Origin of the sequence: Cryobacterium sp. TMT1-19 (genome assembly GCF_004403055.1) — a bacterium.
Lineage (GTDB): Bacteria > Actinomycetota > Actinomycetes > Actinomycetales > Microbacteriaceae > Cryobacterium > Cryobacterium sandaracinum.
The window spans coordinates 45,648-62,585 of the sequence record NZ_SOHB01000001.1 but is presented as its reverse complement, the minus strand read 5'-3'; the positions used below and the strand labels follow the sequence as shown (position 1 = coordinate 62,585).

The window sequence follows — 16,938 nt, the reverse complement described above, 5'->3', positions numbered from 1 at the left end:
CACGGACTGGTCCTACGTCGACCGCGTCGCCGACCGCCTCGGCCACGACCTGCGCTACTCCGTGGATATCTCGAAGATCCAGTCCGAACTCGGCTACGCGCCCCTCGTTCCGTTCGAACAGGGACTCGCGGACGTCGTGCAGTGGTACCGCGACAACCGCACCTGGTGGGAACCCCTCAAGGCCCGTGCGGCATTGAGCTGATGACCCGCTATCTGATCACCGGCGCGGCCGGGATGCTCGGACGCGACCTGCAGGCCGCACTCGCCGACCGCGACGTCACAGCGTTCGACCGCACCGAGCTGGACATCACCGACCGGGCCGCGGTTCTGGCCCAGGTCGTCGGCTACGACGTCATCATCAACGCCGCCGCATACACGCAGGTGGACGACGCTGAGACGAACGAAGATGCCGCGTACGCGATCAACGCGACCGGCCCCCACAACCTGGCGTCGGCCGCATCCGCCACCGGGGCGAAGCTCGTGCAGATCTCCACCGACTACGTGTTCGACGGCACCGCCACCGCACCCTACGCGGAGAACACCGAGATCAACCCGATCTCCGCCTACGGCCGCACCAAGGCCGCCGGCGAGGCGCTCGTACTGCAGGAACACCCAGCGGGCAGCTATATCGTGCGCACGGCCTGGCTCTACGGCCAACACGGCCCGAACTTCCCCCAGACCATGCTGAAGCTCGCCGCCACCCGCGACACCCTCACCGTCGTCGACGACCAGGTCGGCCAGCCCACCTGGACCGCCGACCTCGCCGCACAGATCGTGACCCTGCTCGATTCCGACGCCCCCGCCGGCATCTACCACGGCACCAGCTCCGGAGTGACGAGCTGGTTCGGCTTCGCGCAGGCTGTCTTTGCGGCCGCCGGCCTGGACCCCGCGCGCGTGACCCCCATCGACAGCTCACAGTTCCTGCGCTCGGCCCCCCGGCCGGTCTACTCCGTGCTTGGCCACGACGCCTGGGCTGCGGCTGGCCTCAGCCCAATGCGGGACTGGCAGAGCGCGCTGGCCGCCGCGAACACGGCCGGCGCCCTGACCCAATGACGTACGTCAGACCATTCGTTCCTCGAGGAGGAAATGCATGCCCCCGCTTCGCGTGATTATCGACCAGCTGGTCGCCCCCGTTCCCGGCGGCATCGGCCGGTATACCGAGGAGCTCACTCGCCAGCTCATCGCCACTGCTCCCATGAACTGCTCCGTCGAGGGCATCGTGTCGTCGTCGTCGCAGGAGAAGTACGACGCCCTCGCCGAGCGCTTGCCCGGGCTTGCGGGCCTGCACAAGACCACCCTGGCCCGGCGCGAGCTCGCCCGCGCGTGGCAGCATGGCCTCATGATCATGCCCGGCAAGGGCATGATCCACGCCCCCAGTCTGATGGCGCCGCTGCGCAAGCACGACCGCGTCACCGAGGACCGCCAGATCGTTGTCACCATCCACGACGTCGTGCCGTGGACCCACCCGGAAACGCTGACGCCGCACGGTGTGGCCTGGCACAAGGCGATGGCCAAAAGGGCGCGCAAGCACGCCGACGCCATCGTCGTGCCCACCCACGCGGTGGCGCAGGAACTCGAGGGCCTGATCGACTTCGGCGACCGAGTGCGCGTGATCGGCGGTGCCGTGAGCAGCAGCCTGAAGCTGCCGAACGACCCCGATGCCCGGGCCGCCGAGTTGAACCTGCCGAGCGAATACATCCTCACGGTCGGCACGCTCGAACCGCGCAAAGGTCTGACCCCGCTGATCACCGGTCTCGGCCTGCCCGGCGCACCCGACCTGCCGCTCCTGATCGTGGGTCCCCAGGGCTGGGGTGACCTCGACGTGGCCGCCGTGGCCACCGAGGCCGGCTTGCCCGAGGGCCGGGTGCGCGCCCTCGGCTTCGTCAGCGACAGTGACCTCGCCCTGCTGCTCTCACGGGCGACGGTGTTCGTGCACCCCAGCCGGGCCGAGGGCTTCGGACTGCCCGTGCTCGAGGCGATGAGTTTCGGCACCCCCGTCGTGCACTCCAGCGCCCCGGCCCTGATCGAGGTGGCCGGTGACGCCGGCTATACCGTGGACCTCGACGACGTGGCCGGCTACCCCGAGCTCCTCGCCGCCGCCATCACGCTGGTTGTCACAGACCGGGAACGCGCCGCGGGAATGCGCCTGCGTGGCCTCGACCGGGCCCGCGCCTACAGCTGGCGGGACTCGGCCGAACGGGTCTGGCAGCTGCACGCCGACCTGTAACGGCCGCGGGCGGCCCGGCCGGGCCTGCGCCCGGGCCCCGCGCGCCCGCAGGCGTGGCTCAGGAAGCCGGCTCCGCCGGGGCGGATGCCGCGGCCAAGGCCTCGGTGATCAGCGCCCGGATCTGCTCGTAGTCCGGGTCCTCGGGGTCGACGGCCGGCGGAGTCAGGTCCACGTGGCCGACCGGGAGGGTTTTGGTCTTGGACCCCAGATCGGCGAAGTAGCCCAGCATGCTCTGCGGGACATCTGTTTTGATCACCTGCGAGCCGGCCTCGGCGATGCCCTGGAACTTGGTCAGCACGTTGGCCGGACTGAACTGCTGCAGGATGGCTTCCTGCAGCTGGCGCTGACGCACGATGCGGTCGTAGTCGCTGGTGCTATGCCGGGACCGCGCATACCAGGTGGCGGTGTAGCCGTCCATCTGCTGCGGGCCGGCCTCGATCCAGCCCTCGACCTCGTCCAGGTTCTCGTCTCCGCCGATCGGCAGCCGTTCGGCGACGTTGATGTCGACTCCGCCGAGCGCGTCGACGAGGTCGGAGAATCCCTGCATGTCGATCAATACGTAGTACTGGATCGTCAGTCCGGTCACGCCCTGGGCCGCGTCGCGCATGCCTTCGATGCCGGGTTCGCTGCCGCTGTCGACAGCATCCGGGTACATCTCCGGGCTCTTCACCTCCACCTCGGTGTAGATCGAGTTCAGCATGCACGCGGAGACCTCACAACCGTCGATCGACCCGTACCCTTCCGGGTACAGGTCGGCGAGTGGCCCCGCAGAGAACGGCACGTCCTCCAGGTTGCGCGGCAAGCCGATCATGCTGGCCTGGCCGGTCTCCGCATCGATGCTGACCACGGAGATGCTGTCGGGGCGTAGACCCTCACGGTCGGGGCCGGCGTCGCCGCCGAGCAGCAGGATGTTATAGCGGCCGTCGGAGGGCGGCTCCGTCGGGCCTGCCACGAAGACCGAGGAGAGGAACCCGCTGGCCGTCGTGGCCACGTACGCGCCGTACCCGGCCGTGCCGACCACGCCCACCATCAGTACCGTCGCGAGCCCGGCGATGATCGGGCGGGCCTTGGGGGTGGCACGCACGAGCCGCACGAGGCGCAGGGTGTCCAGGGACAGGATCAGCCAGACCACACCGGAGAAGGCCAGCAGCAGGGCGGCCGCCCACAGGCCGATCGAGTTGGTGAACACGGTCAGAGCGACGGCAGGCCAGAGAGTGTAGACGACCCCCACGACCACCGCGAGGGCGAGCAGCGTGAGCGTCATGCCGAGGCCGAACCGGCCGAGCCGACGGTTGCCGGCCAGCACCTGCGCGGAGCCGGGCAGCACGAAATTGAGTACGACGAGCCACCAGGCCCGTTTGGTCATGATCGGGGCGGACCCGAGATCCGGATGCCGGATCGACGTGCGTGCACTGATCATAGTTTTGCTTGGAGGTCCAGGTTCTTCTGCTCGACTTGTGCGGCGAGCATCTCCCGATAGCCGAGCAGCTTGACCCACAGGGAGTCGTCGGCGATGGCGAGGACCTTGACGGCGAGCAGGCCGGCGTTGCGTGCTCCGCCGATGGAGACGGTGGCCACGGGCACCCCGGCCGGCATCTGCACGATCGACAGGAGCGAGTCCAGGCCGTCGAGCCGACCCTGCGGAACGGGCACGCCCACCACCGGCAGGGTGGTCACGGCCGCGAGCATGCCGGGCAGGTGGGCGGCGCCGCCGGCGCCGGCGATGATCACCCGGATGCCGCGCGCATGGGCGCTCTGGCCGTAGGCGATCATCTTCTCCGGGGTGCGGTGCGCGGAAACGACCTGCACCTCGAAGGGAACGTCGAAGTCGCGCAGGAGTTGCGCCGCGTCGCTCATCACCGGCCAGTCGGAATCGGAGCCCATCACGACGCCGACCAGCGGCACCAGGGCGGTCTCGCGCGGGGCGGTCTCGAGCTCAGGGTTGTCTGTCACGCAATCGATCCTATTTGGTCAGTCCTGAAAAACTGCCGCTGCGGCCCGCGCCTGGTACGCGACGAGGTCCAAATCGTCCCCACCGACGGTCACGTGGCCGACCTTGCGCCCCGGCCGGGGGTCCTTGCCGTAGGTGTGCACCTTGGCGGCCGGGTAGGCCTCGAACGCGGCCGGGTAGCGCGCGGACAGGGGCTCCGACGCCGGCCCGCCGAGGATGTTGACCATGACCGTCCACGGGTCCCTGACGTCGGTCGCCCCGAGGGGAAGGTCGAGCACGGCGCGCAGGTGCTGCTCGAACTGGCTCGTCGTCGACCCCTCGATCGACCAGTGGCCGCTGTTGTGTGGGCGCATCGCCAACTCGTTGACCAGGATGCGCTCATCCATCGTCTCGAACAGTTCGACGGCCAGCATGCCGGTGGCGCCGATGCCCTCGGCGATGCGCACGGCGATGTCGGCGGCGGCCCGGGCCAGCCTGCCCTCGGACTGGGGTGCGGGCGCGATGACCTCGGCGCAGACGCCGCCCTGCTGTACGGTCTCCACCACGGGCCAGAGCGCGATCTGGCCGGACGGGCGTCGCGCGACCAACTGGGCGAGCTCGCGACGGAACTCGACCAGCTCCTCCACCAGGAGGGCGCCGTCGTTGCCGTCTTCGGCGAGCGCGGCGAACCAGTCGTCGACCTCGTGCTCGTGGGTGACCAGCCGAACGCCCTTGCCGTCGTAGCCGCCGCGGGCCGTCTTGACGACCGCGCGACTGTTGTGGGCGGCCAGGAACACGCCCAACTCGGCGGCGTTCTCGACCCGCGCCCAGTCGGGCACGGGCAGACCCAGCTCGCTCAGGCGCTGACGCATCAACAGCTTGTCCTGGGCGAAGAGCAGCGCGTCGGGGCCCGGGTGCACGGCCACGCCCCTGGCCACGAGCTCGCGCAGGATCCCCTGCGGCACGTGCTCGTGGTCGAACGTGACGACGTCGACGGTGTCGGCGAAGGCCAGCACCACGTCTCGGTCGCGGTAGTCGCCCACCTGCACCGCAGCCAGGTCGGCCGACATGCCCTCGTTCTCGGCCAGCACCCGGATCCGGATACCCAGGTTGACGGCCGCCGGAATCATCATCCTGGCCAACTGGCCGCCGCCGATAACGCCCACAGTCGTGTTCATCGCTCCACCAATTCCTTGGTACCGGTCATTCTCCGGTACGGGTTCTCTCAGGCTGCAGGCTGGACCTCGCCGTAGACTCGGGTTCTCGACTTCTATCTTTGCCCATCATTCGGAGGGATGCATGCCGAGTACACAGCGCCGATCAGCACGGCTTCTGGCCTTCGTCCACCAACTCGGCAAGTTCGGGGCTGTCGGCCTCGTCGGTTTCGTCGTGGACTTCACTGTCTTCAACTTGCTGCGCACCACGGTTTTCGACCCCGCCGTGGTGGAGTCCGGACCGATCTATGCCAAGGTCGTGTCGACCACGCTGGCCATCATTGTGAACTGGATCGGCAACCGCTTCTGGACCTTCGGGGCCAACCGGCAGTCGCGCACGCTGCGCGAGGCGGCCGAGTTCTTCGCGGTCAGTCTCGTCGGCATGGCCATCGGCCTCGCCTGCCTCTGGGTCAGCCGCTACGGGCTCGGCTACACCAGCCTGCTCGCCGACAACATCTCGTCGAACGTGGTCGGGCTGGGGCTGGGCTCGACCTTCCGTTTCGTGCTCTACCGGCACTGGGTGTTCTCCCCGCGGCGCGCGGCGACGGCCGACTCGAAGCGGGCGCTGGCTGCCTAGCGGGAGCCCCAGTGCGCGGTCTCGTCGGCGAGTGCAGACTGTTCCAGGCGGCGCAAGCCCATCAAGGTACGCGAGGACTCCATCAGGTCGTGCAACACCTGTTGCACCAGGGCGGCGTTGGGCACGTCTTTCAAGACGAGCGGATGCTCCAGCCCGGCGCTGATCAGAACGTCACCCGAGTGGGCCAGCGACTGCAGCCAGTTCTGGCGCACCGTCACGTCGTAGCCGCGGCTGTGCAGCAATTCCTGGCGGGTGCGCACGAAGAATCCGTGGCGGAAGATGATGCGCCGGGTGGTGATCGTGTAGCGGTTGTTCAGCCACGACGCCAGCGGCAGCAGCCAGAGCAGCAGCACGAGGGCGGCCGCGGCTGCCAGCAGCGCGATATTCTGCCACGGCTCCGGCAGAGAACCGTAGAAGTACCCGGTCGCCGCGGAAATGGCCAGCAGTGCCAGGGTGGGCCAGAACAGGATTCGGGCGTGCGGCCGGAGCCCGGCCACGACCGACTCGGCCGGGGGAAGCACCTCGGCCGCCCCGAAGCCCGCTGTCTTTGTCATAATCTATTAATACCGCAGGTGGGTGACATCCCCGGCGGCGACAGCCTGCAGTTCACCGTTCGTCTGGTCTTCGACGATGAGCCGGCCGCTCCGGTCGAGAGCAATCGCGGTGCCGACCAGGTCGGTGCCACCGGGAAGTTCCACCCGCACGACCCCACCGAGTGTGCCGCACACTTCGGTCACCGCGTGCAGCAGCCCGCTTTGGACCGGGTCGCCCTCCGCGTCGAGGAAGGCCCGGGTGAGCTGCCGCAGTTCGGTGAGGTAGCGGGCGAGCACGGCATCCGGGTCGGGGGCCGAACCGGTCACCAGCAGCAGCGACGTCGAGGTGAGCGTGGGCAGGTCGTGCTCGTCGAGGGACACGTTCAGGCCGGCGCCGATAACCAGCCCCTGCGCGCCGGGCAGCAGCTCCGAGAGGATGCCCGACACCTTGTAACCGTCGATCAGCACGTCGTTGGGCCATTTCAGGGTGACCTCGTGCCGGGGCGCCTCCTCGCCGGGTTCGTCCACCCGGGCTGCCAGGCTCGCCTCGACGACCGCGCGCACGGCCCGGGTCATCGCGGCTCCGGCGAGCAGGGGGAACCAGCCGAAGTGGTCGATCGGGAGCGGGGCGGCCGAGGCCCTCGGGCGGAGCAGCACCGAGATGGCGAGCGACTTTCCGGTGGGGGCGAGCCAGGTGCGACCCAGTCGGCCGCGACCGCGGGTCTGGTTGTCGGTGACGACCGTCGACAGGTCGGGCCAGGCTGCGACATCCTCGCCCGCAGCGTGGGCGACGAGCACGTCGTTCGTCGACCCGGTCTCGGGCAGGTACTCGAAACGCGGCACGACCTCGCGGCTGAGCGGAAACTCCATCTGGTTCTCTCTCCCTATGGCTAACTCCTGTAATTCTGGCGAATACGAGCGCAAATGGCACAATTCCGGCCCGAATCCGCCAATCCTCAGGAGTTGGCCACGGGAAGGCAGACGCACCCGACCAGCAAACCGGCCGGTTTTTGTAGACAATCGTCAACGATCGGGAGCAGGGGCTGGCCGGTAGAGTGAACCGCGTGACTGAGAACTCGCCCCTTGCGGGCCCCGACCTGTACACGACGGCTGGAAAGCTCGCCGACCTCAAGCTGCGCTATCACGAAGCCGTGACCGCCAGCGGCGAGGCCGCGATCGAGAAACAGCACGCCAAAGGCAAGATGACCGCGCGGGAACGCATCAACCTGCTGCTCGACCAGGGCTCCTTCGTCGAGATCGACGAGTTCGTGCGGCACCGCACGCACGCATTCGGCATGGAGAAGAAGCGGCCCTACGGCGACGCGGTCGTCACGGGCACCGGCACCATCCACGGCCGCCAGGTCTGCGTCTACTCGCAGGACTTCACCATCTTCGGCGGCTCGCTCGGCGAGGTTGCCGGCGAGAAGATCATCAAGGTGATGGACCTTGCCCTCAAGACCGGGGTGCCCATCATCGGCATCCTCGACTCCGGCGGAGCGCGCATCCAGGAGGGCGTCGTCGCCCTCGGCAAGTACGGCGAGATCTTCCGCCGGAACACGGCCGCGTCCGGCGTCATCCCGCAGATCTCGATCATCTGCGGCCCCGCCGCCGGCGGCGCCGTCTACTCCCCCGCCCTGACCGACTTCGTGATCATGGTCGACAAGACCAGCCAGATGTTCGTCACCGGCCCCGACGTGATCAAGACCGTCACGGGCGAAGACGTCGGCATGGAAGAGCTCGGCGGCGCGCTCACGCACAACACGATCTCCGGTGTGGCGCACTACCTGGCCAGCGACGAGCCCGACGCCCTCGACTACGCCCGCACCCTGCTCAGCTTCCTGCCGGACAACAACCTGGCCGACCTGCCCGTCTTCGACAGCGACATCGAGCTCGAGACGACGGATGGCGACCGGGGCTTGAACACGATCATCCCCGATTCCGCGCACCAGCCTTACGACGTGAAGACCGTGATCGAGCACATCGTCGACCACGGCGACTTCCTCGAGACGCAGCCGTTGTTCGCCCCGAACATCGTCGTCGGCTTCGCCCGCGTCGAGGGACGCTCGATCGGCATCGTCGCCAACCAGCCCAACGCCATGGCCGGCACGCTCAACATTCCGGCCGGCGAGAAGGCCGCCCGGTTCGTGCGTTTCTGCGACGCGTTCTCGATTCCGATCCTCACCCTGGTCGACGTGCCGGGCTTCCTTCCCGGCACCGACCAGGAGTGGACCGGAATCATCCGCCGCGGCGCCAAGCTGCTCTACGCCTACGCGGAGGCGACCGTGCCTCTGGTCACCGTCATCCTGCGCAAGGCCTACGGCGGCGCGTACATCGTGATGGGCTCCAAGCAGCTCGGCGCGGACATCAACCTGGCATGGCCGACCGCGGAGATCGCCGTGATGGGCGGCCAAGGCGCCGTGAACATCCTGTACCGTGCCGAGATCAAGAAGGCCGAAGCAGCCGAGGAGGATGTTGCCGCCGTGCGCACCCGGCTGGCCAACGAGTACACCTACAACGTGGCGAGTCCGTTCCTGGCGGCCGAGCGCGGCGAACTGGACGGCATCATCGAGCCGGCCACGACCCGCGTCGCGGTGACCAAGGCCCTGCGCGCCCTGCGCACCAAGCGAGCGAGTCTGCCGCCCAAGAAGCACGGGAACATTCCGCTGTAGGCGGGTGCTATGACCGATTCATCGAATGTTACGAATGACCCGAGCGTCCCGAGCGCCCCGAGCTCAGCCGAGGAGACCGAGTCTGCGTCGCCCGAGGTTCCCCCGGTGCCCGGGCTGCGTTTCCTGACCCGCGGCGTCTCCCCCACCGAGGCGGCCGCCGTGTCGGCCGTGCTGCACGGCCTGGTGCGCGAGGAGGGCGACAACCTGCGCCAGACGCCGGTGCGCGGCCAGAGCGCGTGGCAGCGCAGCCAGCGCAGTGTTCGGGTGGCTCTGACCCCCGGCGCAGGCCGCTGGCGCGGATTCTCGGCCTGACCCTTCGGTTCCCAACCGTCGGGGGCTCCCGGTCCCCCTAAATGCCGACTTTTTTTACCGAACCGGTTCGACCAGTATTGGGACTGCTCGGTGATGCTCTTAAGAGTTCACGACTAAAGTCCGTCGACTAGGGTAAGCAGTCGGGTTTTGGGGGCGCGTCAGGGTGACATTCGGGTTGTCGCCCTGGCACGAAAGTCGAAAGGGATCAACCACGGTTGGTCCCTTTCGCATTTGCCGGCGTGGCCCCGGCGTGGCCCGGGTGTAACCCCGTCTCGAACGAATTCGACGGAGATTTTGAGGGAAACGGCCCCAAACACTCCGAAAAAGTGGTTTCGGACGAAAATCTCCGTCGAATTGGTGCGTCGTCGGCGCACGGTGCTCCGCGTGCTGACCAGCTAGCCCGGGCCGGAGGACGTCAGGACCGGGTTGCGCGGGATCTCCAGCCACAGGTGCACCTCAGGCTCCGGTGACTCCTGGCCGAGGGCGCTCAGCTTCGCGTCTGCGGAGCTGAGACCCACCACGGTGACCGCGGTCGCGGACCCGTCGCCGGCGGTGCGGGCGATGATCGTGTCCGCCAGGGTGGAGTCGATCGCGGTCGCCAGAGTGTTGAGCACCGATTCCAGCTCCGCGCCGCGGATGTCGTCGATACTGCCCTCGTCGAGCAGGGTGACGATGGCGCCGCGGCGACGCGCGGCCATGATCGCGTCACGCACGGCGTCATTGAGCAGCTTCCGTCCGCGGATCTCGTCCCGCACAGCCGCCTCCAGGTAGCGGGACTCCTGACGCTGCTCGTCGTTCAGCACCCCGCCCTGGTCGATGATCCGGCGCAGCATCGGGGCCGCGAGCCGGATGGTCTGGGCGAGCCGCACCTGGCGCTCGTAGAGGTGCGCGTCCTGGGCGGCCTGCCACTCGGTGGCCTCCTGCTCGGCCAGGGCGTACTGCCGGGCGTCGCGGCCTGCCTTGGCCAGCGCCCGCGCCAGGATGACCGCGACCGCGACCCAGACCACACTGCCGATGACGCCCATGGAGCCCAGGGCCGCCGGGCCGGCCCAGAAAATCGTGTGCACGACCAGCGCCGCGGCGCCGACCCAGGCCAGGCCTGGGCGCCGGCGGGTGGCGGTAATAGTCATCAGGGTGCCCACGGCCGCGACATTCCAGGTGGCGTAGCCGTTGTCGACGGAGCCGTCGAGCTGGCTCCCCACGAGCAGCGGCAGCATCGCACAAACAGCGACGTTGAAGAACGCCAGCCACACCGGCATCCGCATCGGGCTCGTCGGCCAGAGGCTGAGCACGGTCGCCACACCGTAGACGAGCAGCGCCAGGATCGCCGGCACCGGGCTGCGCGGTTGGCCCAGCGAGTAGAAGCCGAGCACGATGTGATAGGCGGAGAACATTGCGGCCAGGGAGAGCACGAGTCCGCGCGGAACGGTGATCACTCGGGACGTCCTTCCTGGGCCGGCGGCCATTCGATGATGATCGTCGTTCCGCGGCCCACCCCGGCGCGCACGCGCACGGATCCGCCGGCGCTGGCCACCCGGTCCTGGATCGAGATGCGCAGTCCGAGCCGTTCCGCCGGCACAAGCTGGGGGTCGAAGCCCACGCCGGTGTCGGCGATCGTGATGGTGCAGCCCCCCCGGGCGTTCCCGCTCATCGTGAGGGCGCGGTCGGGCTCGAAGCTCGGCGTGCCGGCATGCTGGACGCTGTTCACCATGGCTTGCACGCTGGCGGCGAGGATCGCCTCGCTCGCGTGGACCGGGAGGCGCAACCCGTCGATCTCGCACTCGTCGACGGTGAATGGCACCGGCAGCCGGTCGGCGGCGGCACGGATCTGCGCGCTGAGCTCGCTGAAGGCAACCGTGCTGTCGTCACCGGCAGGCACGATGGCGGCGTCGTTGAGCCGGGTGAGGGCATCAGAGGCCATGCCGGAGGCCAGCTCGGCCGCCTTCGGGCTGCCGGCCGCGGCCGCGGCGAGGAACGTGGCCAGCACGCTGTCGTGCACGATCGAGTCGACCTGCACGCGCTCGACCTCCGTCGCGTGCTGCCGCACGGCGTTCCCATACTGGTGCAGCGCGTTGGTCTGCGCGTTGTCGACCGCGAGGGCCGTCTGCCGCAGCATGAAGATGATGATCAGGATGACCTGGCCGAGGATTATCGCGTAGACCGTGTCCAGAGACGACAGAAGAACATCGGCGTTGCCGCCGGACGGTGTCGACCGCACCACGCCGTAGACGATCGGCACGACCACCGTGTAGATGACGGCCCAGAACACCGGGAAGGCCAGAGCGGCGCAGGCCGTTGCGATGGTGCACATGTACCAGAGCCACGGTTTGCCGTCGAGCACGGCCGCGGGGTCACGCATCAGCATGGGCCAGGCCAGCAGCGCCGCCAGATAGAGCATCGCCACGGTTCCGGCGGATGCCCGCACCCCGACCTTGGTCACGGCGGCCACCACGACCGCCGCCAGCGACAGACCGAGCAGCAGCGGCGCGAGCAAACCCATCACCGGCACCCGCACCGGGGCCTGCGCGAGCATGATCGGCATCGCCTGGAGGGCGAAGACCACGCCGACGCCGGCGACGGAACGCGAGGCCACGACTTCGATCCGGGTGCGGCTGATCGGGTTGCGCGGCTGTTTGGGCCCCACGATCGGGTCGGAATCGAGCAGCTCGGCGTCCGAGTGCGCCGCGGTGGAGCCCAGAGGGCCGGAGCCCGCGGGCTTACCCGCGGGCATCTCCGCCATCCGGGTCGAGGCCCGGCAGGATTCCGTCTTCGACGGCGCGCCGGAGCAGGTCCACCTTGGTGGGTGCCGGACGGCCGACCTCCACGTATTTCACCCGGATCCGGTCGAGGTACTCACGGGCGGTCGAGTGAGCGATGCCAAGCTGCATCGCCACCATTTTGAGTGGGAGCCCCGACGCGTAGAGGTGCAGCACGTCACGTTCGCGCCGGCCGAGCTGGGCCTTGGCGAAGTCGCGGTCGGCGTCGATGGCCGTGGCCCACTCGAGGTTGTTGAGAACGTCGCCGCGGGCCACGGATGCGACGGCCGCCATGACCGTGGTGGTGGGGGACGATTTGGGGATGACACCGGCCGCGCCCGCGGCAAGCGCCTCGCGCACCAGGGCGACCCGGTCGGCGATGCTGTGCACGAGGACCGACGCGCCCGTGCTCTGGGCACGGTGCACATTGTCGGTGACGCGGGATCCATCGCCCAGCGACAGATCCAACACGATGACGTCCACGGCGCGCCCGTCGATGCCGTCCACGAGCTCCTGCACGGTGGGCGCGGTGAAGACGACCTCGTAGCCGACGTTCTCACAGGCCGCCTTGATGCCCAGGCGCACCGACTCATGATCGTCGGCGATGCCCACCCGCACGGGATGGCCGAGTTCGAGGCCGCCGGGAATTCCCGGGGCCGAGGGGAGAGGTGTTGCTGGCTGGTTCACGGTTCCTACATCCTCACGTTGTCGTACAGGTCAACGATAGCTACCGGGACAGGAGCGCGACGGCTTCGACATGGTGGGTATTGGGGAACAGGTCGAAGGCACGCAGCCGGCGCAGGATGTACCCGTGACCGGCGAGGAGGGCGATGTCGCGGGCCAGGGCGACGGGGTCACAGGCCACGTAGACGATCTGGGCCGGTTCCACGGCGCCGAGCAGGTCGATGACCTCCTTGCCGGCGCCGGAGCGTGGCGGGTCGAGGATCACCGTGGCGGCCGACTGGCGAGCCCTCTCGGCGGCGCTCGAATCGCGCACGAGCGCGTTCAGGAACCGGTCGACGCGGGAGGTCTGCACGCTGGCCCCCACCCATTCGGCGAGGTTCTCAGCCGCGAAGTCCGTGGCCTGCGGGTCGCTCTCGACGCTGGTCATGCGCACCGTGCTGCCGAATCGGTCGCCCACGGCGGCGGCGAGCAGGCCGACCCCGCCGTAGAGGTCCAGGTTCGCGGCCCGGGGGTCGAAGGCGTCAGCGTCGATGATGTCCTGCACCGCGCGGTAGAGGGTCTCGGCGGCGCTGGTGTGCACCTGCCAGAACCCAGCGGCGTCGAGGCGGAACTCGCGCTCGCCCACAACCTCGCGGATCAGCGTTTTCGGGGTGTGCCGGCGTCGGCCCTTGTCGTCCTGCTCCGCCACCAGGATCTGCACGGTGCCCAGGCTCGGGGCGACGATGTCGACGGATGCGGCGCCGGGAAACATTTTGTCCAGCGGCGCGGCCGCCTCGAGTAGGCGGTCGGCCAGCGGCAGGTCGCCAACCGGGATCACCCGGTGCGAGCGGGCGGCATAAGGGCCGACAGAGCCGTCCTCGTCCACGTGCAGGCGCACGCGGGTGCGCCAGCCGGTGCCGTCGGCGGCGTCGCCGGGCGAGGCGTTGGGGCCGACCGGGACCGGCTCGACCGTGACCTCGGACTCGATGCCGGCCATCCGTTTCAAGGCGTCAGCCAAAACCTGGCGCTTCAGCTCGCGCTGGAAACCGAGCTCGATGTGGCCGAACTCGGCGCCGCCGGCGCGGTCGACGGGGTCGCGGTCGAGGGCGGCGGCGGCCCAAATGTGCGGCTGACGCTCCGGTGCCGGGGTGAGCACTTCGACGGTCTCCGCCCGCCAGAAGCTTTTGTGGCTGGCCGAGGTCAGCCGGGCGCGCACGCGCTCCCCCGGCAGTGTGTCACTCACGAAGACCACGCGGCCCTCGTGCCGGGCGATGAAGATGCCGCCGTGGGCTACGTTGGTGACGTCGAGTTCGAGTTCCGCGCCCACTTCTGCGGAGTGCCCGTTCGAATCTGCCTGAATGTCATTGCTGGTGCCCATCCTTCGATGATCCCACACCGCTTGCACCCCCACCGAAGGAAACCCATGCGCTTGTACCTGGCGTCCACGTCTCCGGCCCGGCTGACGCTGCTGCGCACCGCGGGGATCGAACCTGTCACAGTTGCGCCCGACGTCGACGAGGACGTGGTCACCGCCGACGCGGCCCGGTCGGGCAGCGGACCGCTGACTCCCCACCGGGTCGTGGAGCTGCTGGCGCGGGCCAAGGCGGAGGCCGTGTCCCGCGTGTTGACCGACAGCGGCGACATCACCGACGGCCTCGTGCTCGGCGGCGACTCGGTCTTCGTGATCGACGACGTCATCTACGGCAAGCCGCACACCGCCGCGAAGGCGCGCGAACGCTGGCACCTGCAGCGCGGCCGAACCGGGCAGCTGTATTCGGGCCATTGGCTGATCGACCACTCGGCCGGCGTGGCCGGGCGCGGTGTCGGCGCCGTCGCCGTCGCGGACGTCACCTTCGCCGACGACATCGAGGATGCGGAGCTGGACGCCTATATCGCCACCGGCGAGCCTCTGCTCGTGGCCGGGGCCTTCACCATCGACAGCCTCGGGGCGCCGTTCATCACCAACATCAGCGGGGATCCGTCCACCGTCGTCGGGCTCTCGCTGCCGACGCTGCGCCGGCTGGTGACCGGTCTCGGGCACGCGTGGCCGAGCCTGTGGAACCGCACCGACAACTGACAGATTGCTGGTTTTCGAGGTTGTTTGTAGGCATCCGCACCTTTCTCCGGCCTCTTTTTGTGGGAGAGAACCAAAAACCCGGTCGCTCTGCCCCATAAGCTAGGGCACTGTGCCCCCAATAACGAAGGTCCTCATCGCAAACCGGGGCGAAATCGCCGTCCGGGTGATCCGAGCCGCAAAAGACAGCGGCATTGCCTCGGTTGCCGTCTACGCTGACCAGGATCGCGACTCGATGCATTCGCATCTGGCCGACGAGGCCTACGGTCTCGACGGAACCACGAGCGCCGACACCTACCTCGTCATCGAAAAGCTGCTCTCCGTGGCCCGACGGTCCGGCGCTGATGCCGTGCACCCCGGCTACGGGTTCCTCGCCGAGAACGCCGACTTCGCCCGCGCCGTGATCGGGGCCGGCCTGATTTGGATCGGCCCCTCCCCCGACGCCATCGAGAAGCTCGGCGACAAGGTCTCCGCGCGGCACGTCGCCGAGAAGGTGCATGCGCCGATGGCGCCCGGCACCCTCAACCCGGTGGCGGATGCCGCGGAGGTGCTCGATTTCGTCGACCTCCACGGCCTGCCGGTCGCGATCAAGGCGGCCTTCGGCGGCGGCGGTCGCGGCCTCAAGGTCGCCCGCACCCGCGAGGAGGTGCCCGAGCTCTTCGACTCCGCCACCCGCGAGGCCATTGCCGCGTTCGGTCGCGGCGAATGCTTCGTCGAAAAGTACCTGGACAAGCCGCGCCACGTCGAGACCCAGTGCCTCGCCGACGCATCCGGTACGGTCGTCGTCGTCTCCACCCGCGACTGTTCCCTGCAGCGCCGCCACCAGAAGCTGGTCGAGGAGGCCCCCGCGCCGTTCCTGACCGACGCGCAGCGTAACGAGATGTATCGCGCGTCCAAGGCGATCCTCGCCGAGGTCGGCTACGTGGGCGCCGGCACCTGCGAGTTCCTGATCGGCCAGGACGGCACCGTCTCGTTCCTGGAGGTCAACACCCGGCTGCAGGTCGAGCATCCCGTGTCCGAGGAAGTGACCGGAATCGACCTGGTGCGCGAGCAGTTCCGCCTGGCCGAGGGCGGTCGCCTCGACTACCCCGACCCGGAGCCGATCGGACACTCCTTCGAGTTCCGCATCAACGGCGAGGATGCCGGCCGCGGCTTCATGCCGGCCCCCGGCCCCGTGCACGTCTTCAAGCCCTCCGGGGGCCCCGGGGTGCGCGTGGACAGCGGCGTCACCGCCGGCGACGTCATCTCGGGTTCGTTCGACTCCCTTCTCGCAAAGCTCATCGTCACCGGCGCCACCCGCGAGGAAGCGCTCGAGCGTTCCCGCCGGGCCCTGGACGAGTTCGAGGTCGCGGGTCTCCCCACCGTGCTGCCGTTCCACCGCCGGATCGTGCGCGACCCCGCGTTCGCCCCCGCCGACGGTGAGCCGTTCACGATCTTCACCCGGTGGATCGAAACCGAGTTCGTCAACGACATCGAGCCGTGGAACGGCTCGCCGGAAGTGCTGACCAGCCCCGCTAAGCGCCACAACGTCGTCGTCGAGGTGGAGGGGCGACGGATCGAGGTCAGTCTGCCGGTTCGCCTGCTGCCCGGCGCCGCCTCCGAGAACACGGCCGGCCCGGCACCCCGTCGGCGCGGCGGCTCCCCCTCCGTCAGCTCGGCCACCGGCGACGCCGTACACGCCCCGATGCAGGCGACCATCGTGAAGCTGGCCGTGGCCGAGGGCGACCTCGTCGTCAAGGGCGATCTGCTGCTGGTGCTGGAGGCCATGAAGATGGAGCAACCACTGACCGCCCACAAGGACGGCATCGTCGGCAACGTGGGGGCGATCATCGGCGCGACCGTGGCCTCCGGCTTCCTGCTGATGGCCGTCATGGACGCCGTGGACGCCGTGGACGCCGTGGAAGCCGTGGACGCCTGACCCGCGTCACCGGCTGACACGTCAACGCCCTCGTTCCAAGAACGAGGGCGTTGTCTTTTCTTTCG

General features: G+C 68.9%; 16 protein-coding genes and 1 pseudogene. 8 read left to right on the top strand and 9 right to left on the bottom strand.

Annotated elements, in window-relative coordinates; genetic code table 11:
* The 3 genes and pseudogenes from E3T40_RS00290 to E3T40_RS00280 form a co-directional block, all read left to right on the top strand.
* Positions 1-202 (top strand): annotated as a pseudogene (locus E3T40_RS00290) (dTDP-glucose 4,6-dehydratase); the annotation flags it as partial.
* A complete protein-coding gene (rfbD, locus tag E3T40_RS00285; protein WP_134542363.1) occupies positions 202-1,053 on the top strand; it encodes a dTDP-4-dehydrorhamnose reductase in 852 nt (283 codons plus the stop codon). The pseudogene E3T40_RS00290 and the gene rfbD, both read left to right, overlap by 1 nt.
* 37 nt (positions 1,054-1,090) lie before the next feature.
* Positions 1,091-2,227: a glycosyltransferase family 1 protein gene (locus E3T40_RS00280; RefSeq protein WP_134542362.1), complete on the top strand. Its 1,137-nt coding sequence runs from the start codon at positions 1,091-1,093 to the stop codon at positions 2,225-2,227.
* A gap of 58 nt (positions 2,228-2,285) precedes the next feature.
* Here E3T40_RS00280 and E3T40_RS00275 read toward each other — a convergent pair whose 3' ends face one another.
* From E3T40_RS00275 to E3T40_RS00265, 3 genes are all read right to left on the bottom strand, one after another.
* Positions 2,286-3,644: an LCP family protein gene (locus E3T40_RS00275; RefSeq protein WP_134542369.1), complete on the bottom strand. Its 1,359-nt coding sequence runs from the start codon at positions 3,642-3,644 to the stop codon at positions 2,286-2,288.
* Positions 3,644-4,111, bottom strand: coding sequence for a 5-(carboxyamino)imidazole ribonucleotide mutase (gene purE, locus E3T40_RS00270; protein ID WP_104194461.1), 468 nt, complete (start codon positions 4,109-4,111; stop codon positions 3,644-3,646). The genes E3T40_RS00275 and purE overlap by 1 nt, the downstream gene beginning before the upstream one ends.
* 87 nt (positions 4,112-4,198) lie before the next feature.
* Positions 4,199-5,335: a 5-(carboxyamino)imidazole ribonucleotide synthase gene (locus E3T40_RS00265; RefSeq protein ID WP_104194432.1), complete on the bottom strand. Its 1,137-nt coding sequence runs from the start codon at positions 5,333-5,335 to the stop codon at positions 4,199-4,201.
* Between the two features lie 121 nt (positions 5,336-5,456).
* On the opposite strand from E3T40_RS00265, the gene E3T40_RS00260 reads away from it, so the two are divergent.
* Complete coding sequence (locus tag E3T40_RS00260) at positions 5,457-5,948, top strand: GtrA family protein (protein WP_134542361.1); 492 nt, start codon at positions 5,457-5,459, stop codon at positions 5,946-5,948.
* On the opposite strand, the gene E3T40_RS00255 is transcribed toward E3T40_RS00260, so the two are convergent.
* The gene (locus E3T40_RS00255) at positions 5,945-6,502 is read right to left on the bottom strand and encodes a PH domain-containing protein (protein ID WP_241981611.1); all 558 of its coding nucleotides are present in this window, start codon (positions 6,500-6,502) and stop codon (positions 5,945-5,947) included. The genes E3T40_RS00260 and E3T40_RS00255 overlap by 4 nt on opposite strands.
* 6 nt (positions 6,503-6,508) lie before the next feature.
* Positions 6,509-7,351 carry a biotin--[acetyl-CoA-carboxylase] ligase gene (locus E3T40_RS00250; protein WP_104194430.1) on the bottom strand — a complete coding sequence of 281 codons (843 nt, stop codon included), beginning with the start codon at positions 7,349-7,351 and terminating at the stop codon, positions 6,509-6,511.
* Between the two features lie 185 nt (positions 7,352-7,536).
* Here E3T40_RS00250 and E3T40_RS00245 point away from each other — a divergent pair, with 185 nt between their 5' ends.
* Together E3T40_RS00245 and E3T40_RS00240 are read left to right on the top strand one after the other, a co-directional pair.
* Complete coding sequence (locus tag E3T40_RS00245) at positions 7,537-9,150, top strand: acyl-CoA carboxylase subunit beta (RefSeq protein WP_370287838.1); 1,614 nt, start codon at positions 7,537-7,539, stop codon at positions 9,148-9,150.
* Between the two features lie 9 nt (positions 9,151-9,159).
* Positions 9,160-9,462 carry an acyl-CoA carboxylase epsilon subunit gene (locus E3T40_RS00240; protein ID WP_233194038.1) on the top strand — a complete coding sequence of 101 codons (303 nt, stop codon included), beginning with the start codon at positions 9,160-9,162 and terminating at the stop codon, positions 9,460-9,462.
* A gap of 395 nt (positions 9,463-9,857) precedes the next feature.
* Here the strand turns inward: E3T40_RS00240 and E3T40_RS00235 are convergent, their stop codons facing one another.
* From E3T40_RS00235 to E3T40_RS00220, 4 genes are all read right to left on the bottom strand, one after another.
* Positions 9,858-10,898 (bottom strand): hypothetical protein, encoded by a 1,041-nt coding sequence (locus E3T40_RS00235; RefSeq protein WP_134542360.1) that lies wholly within the window; start codon positions 10,896-10,898, stop codon positions 9,858-9,860.
* On the bottom strand, positions 10,895-12,193 hold the full coding sequence (locus E3T40_RS00230; protein WP_134542359.1) for a sensor histidine kinase: 1,299 nt from the start codon (positions 12,191-12,193) through the stop codon (positions 10,895-10,897). The genes E3T40_RS00235 and E3T40_RS00230 overlap by 4 nt, the downstream gene beginning before the upstream one ends.
* The gene (locus E3T40_RS00225) at positions 12,180-12,866 is read right to left on the bottom strand and encodes a response regulator transcription factor (RefSeq protein WP_104194459.1); all 687 of its coding nucleotides are present in this window, start codon (positions 12,864-12,866) and stop codon (positions 12,180-12,182) included. The genes E3T40_RS00230 and E3T40_RS00225 overlap by 14 nt, the downstream gene beginning before the upstream one ends.
* Positions 12,867-12,945: 79 nt before the next feature.
* Entirely contained in the window at positions 12,946-14,259 is a 1,314-nt protein-coding gene (locus E3T40_RS00220; protein WP_104171380.1) for a class I SAM-dependent RNA methyltransferase, read from the bottom strand.
* Positions 14,260-14,304: 45 nt separating this feature from the next.
* Here E3T40_RS00220 and E3T40_RS00215 point away from each other — a divergent pair, with 45 nt between their 5' ends.
* Entirely contained in the window at positions 14,305-14,958 is a 654-nt protein-coding gene (locus E3T40_RS00215) for a nucleoside triphosphate pyrophosphatase (protein WP_134542358.1), read from the top strand.
* A gap of 109 nt (positions 14,959-15,067) precedes the next feature.
* Positions 15,068-16,873, top strand: coding sequence for a biotin carboxylase N-terminal domain-containing protein (locus E3T40_RS00210; RefSeq protein WP_134542357.1), 1,806 nt, complete (start codon positions 15,068-15,070; stop codon positions 16,871-16,873).
* The last annotated feature ends 65 nt before the right edge of the window (positions 16,874-16,938 follow it).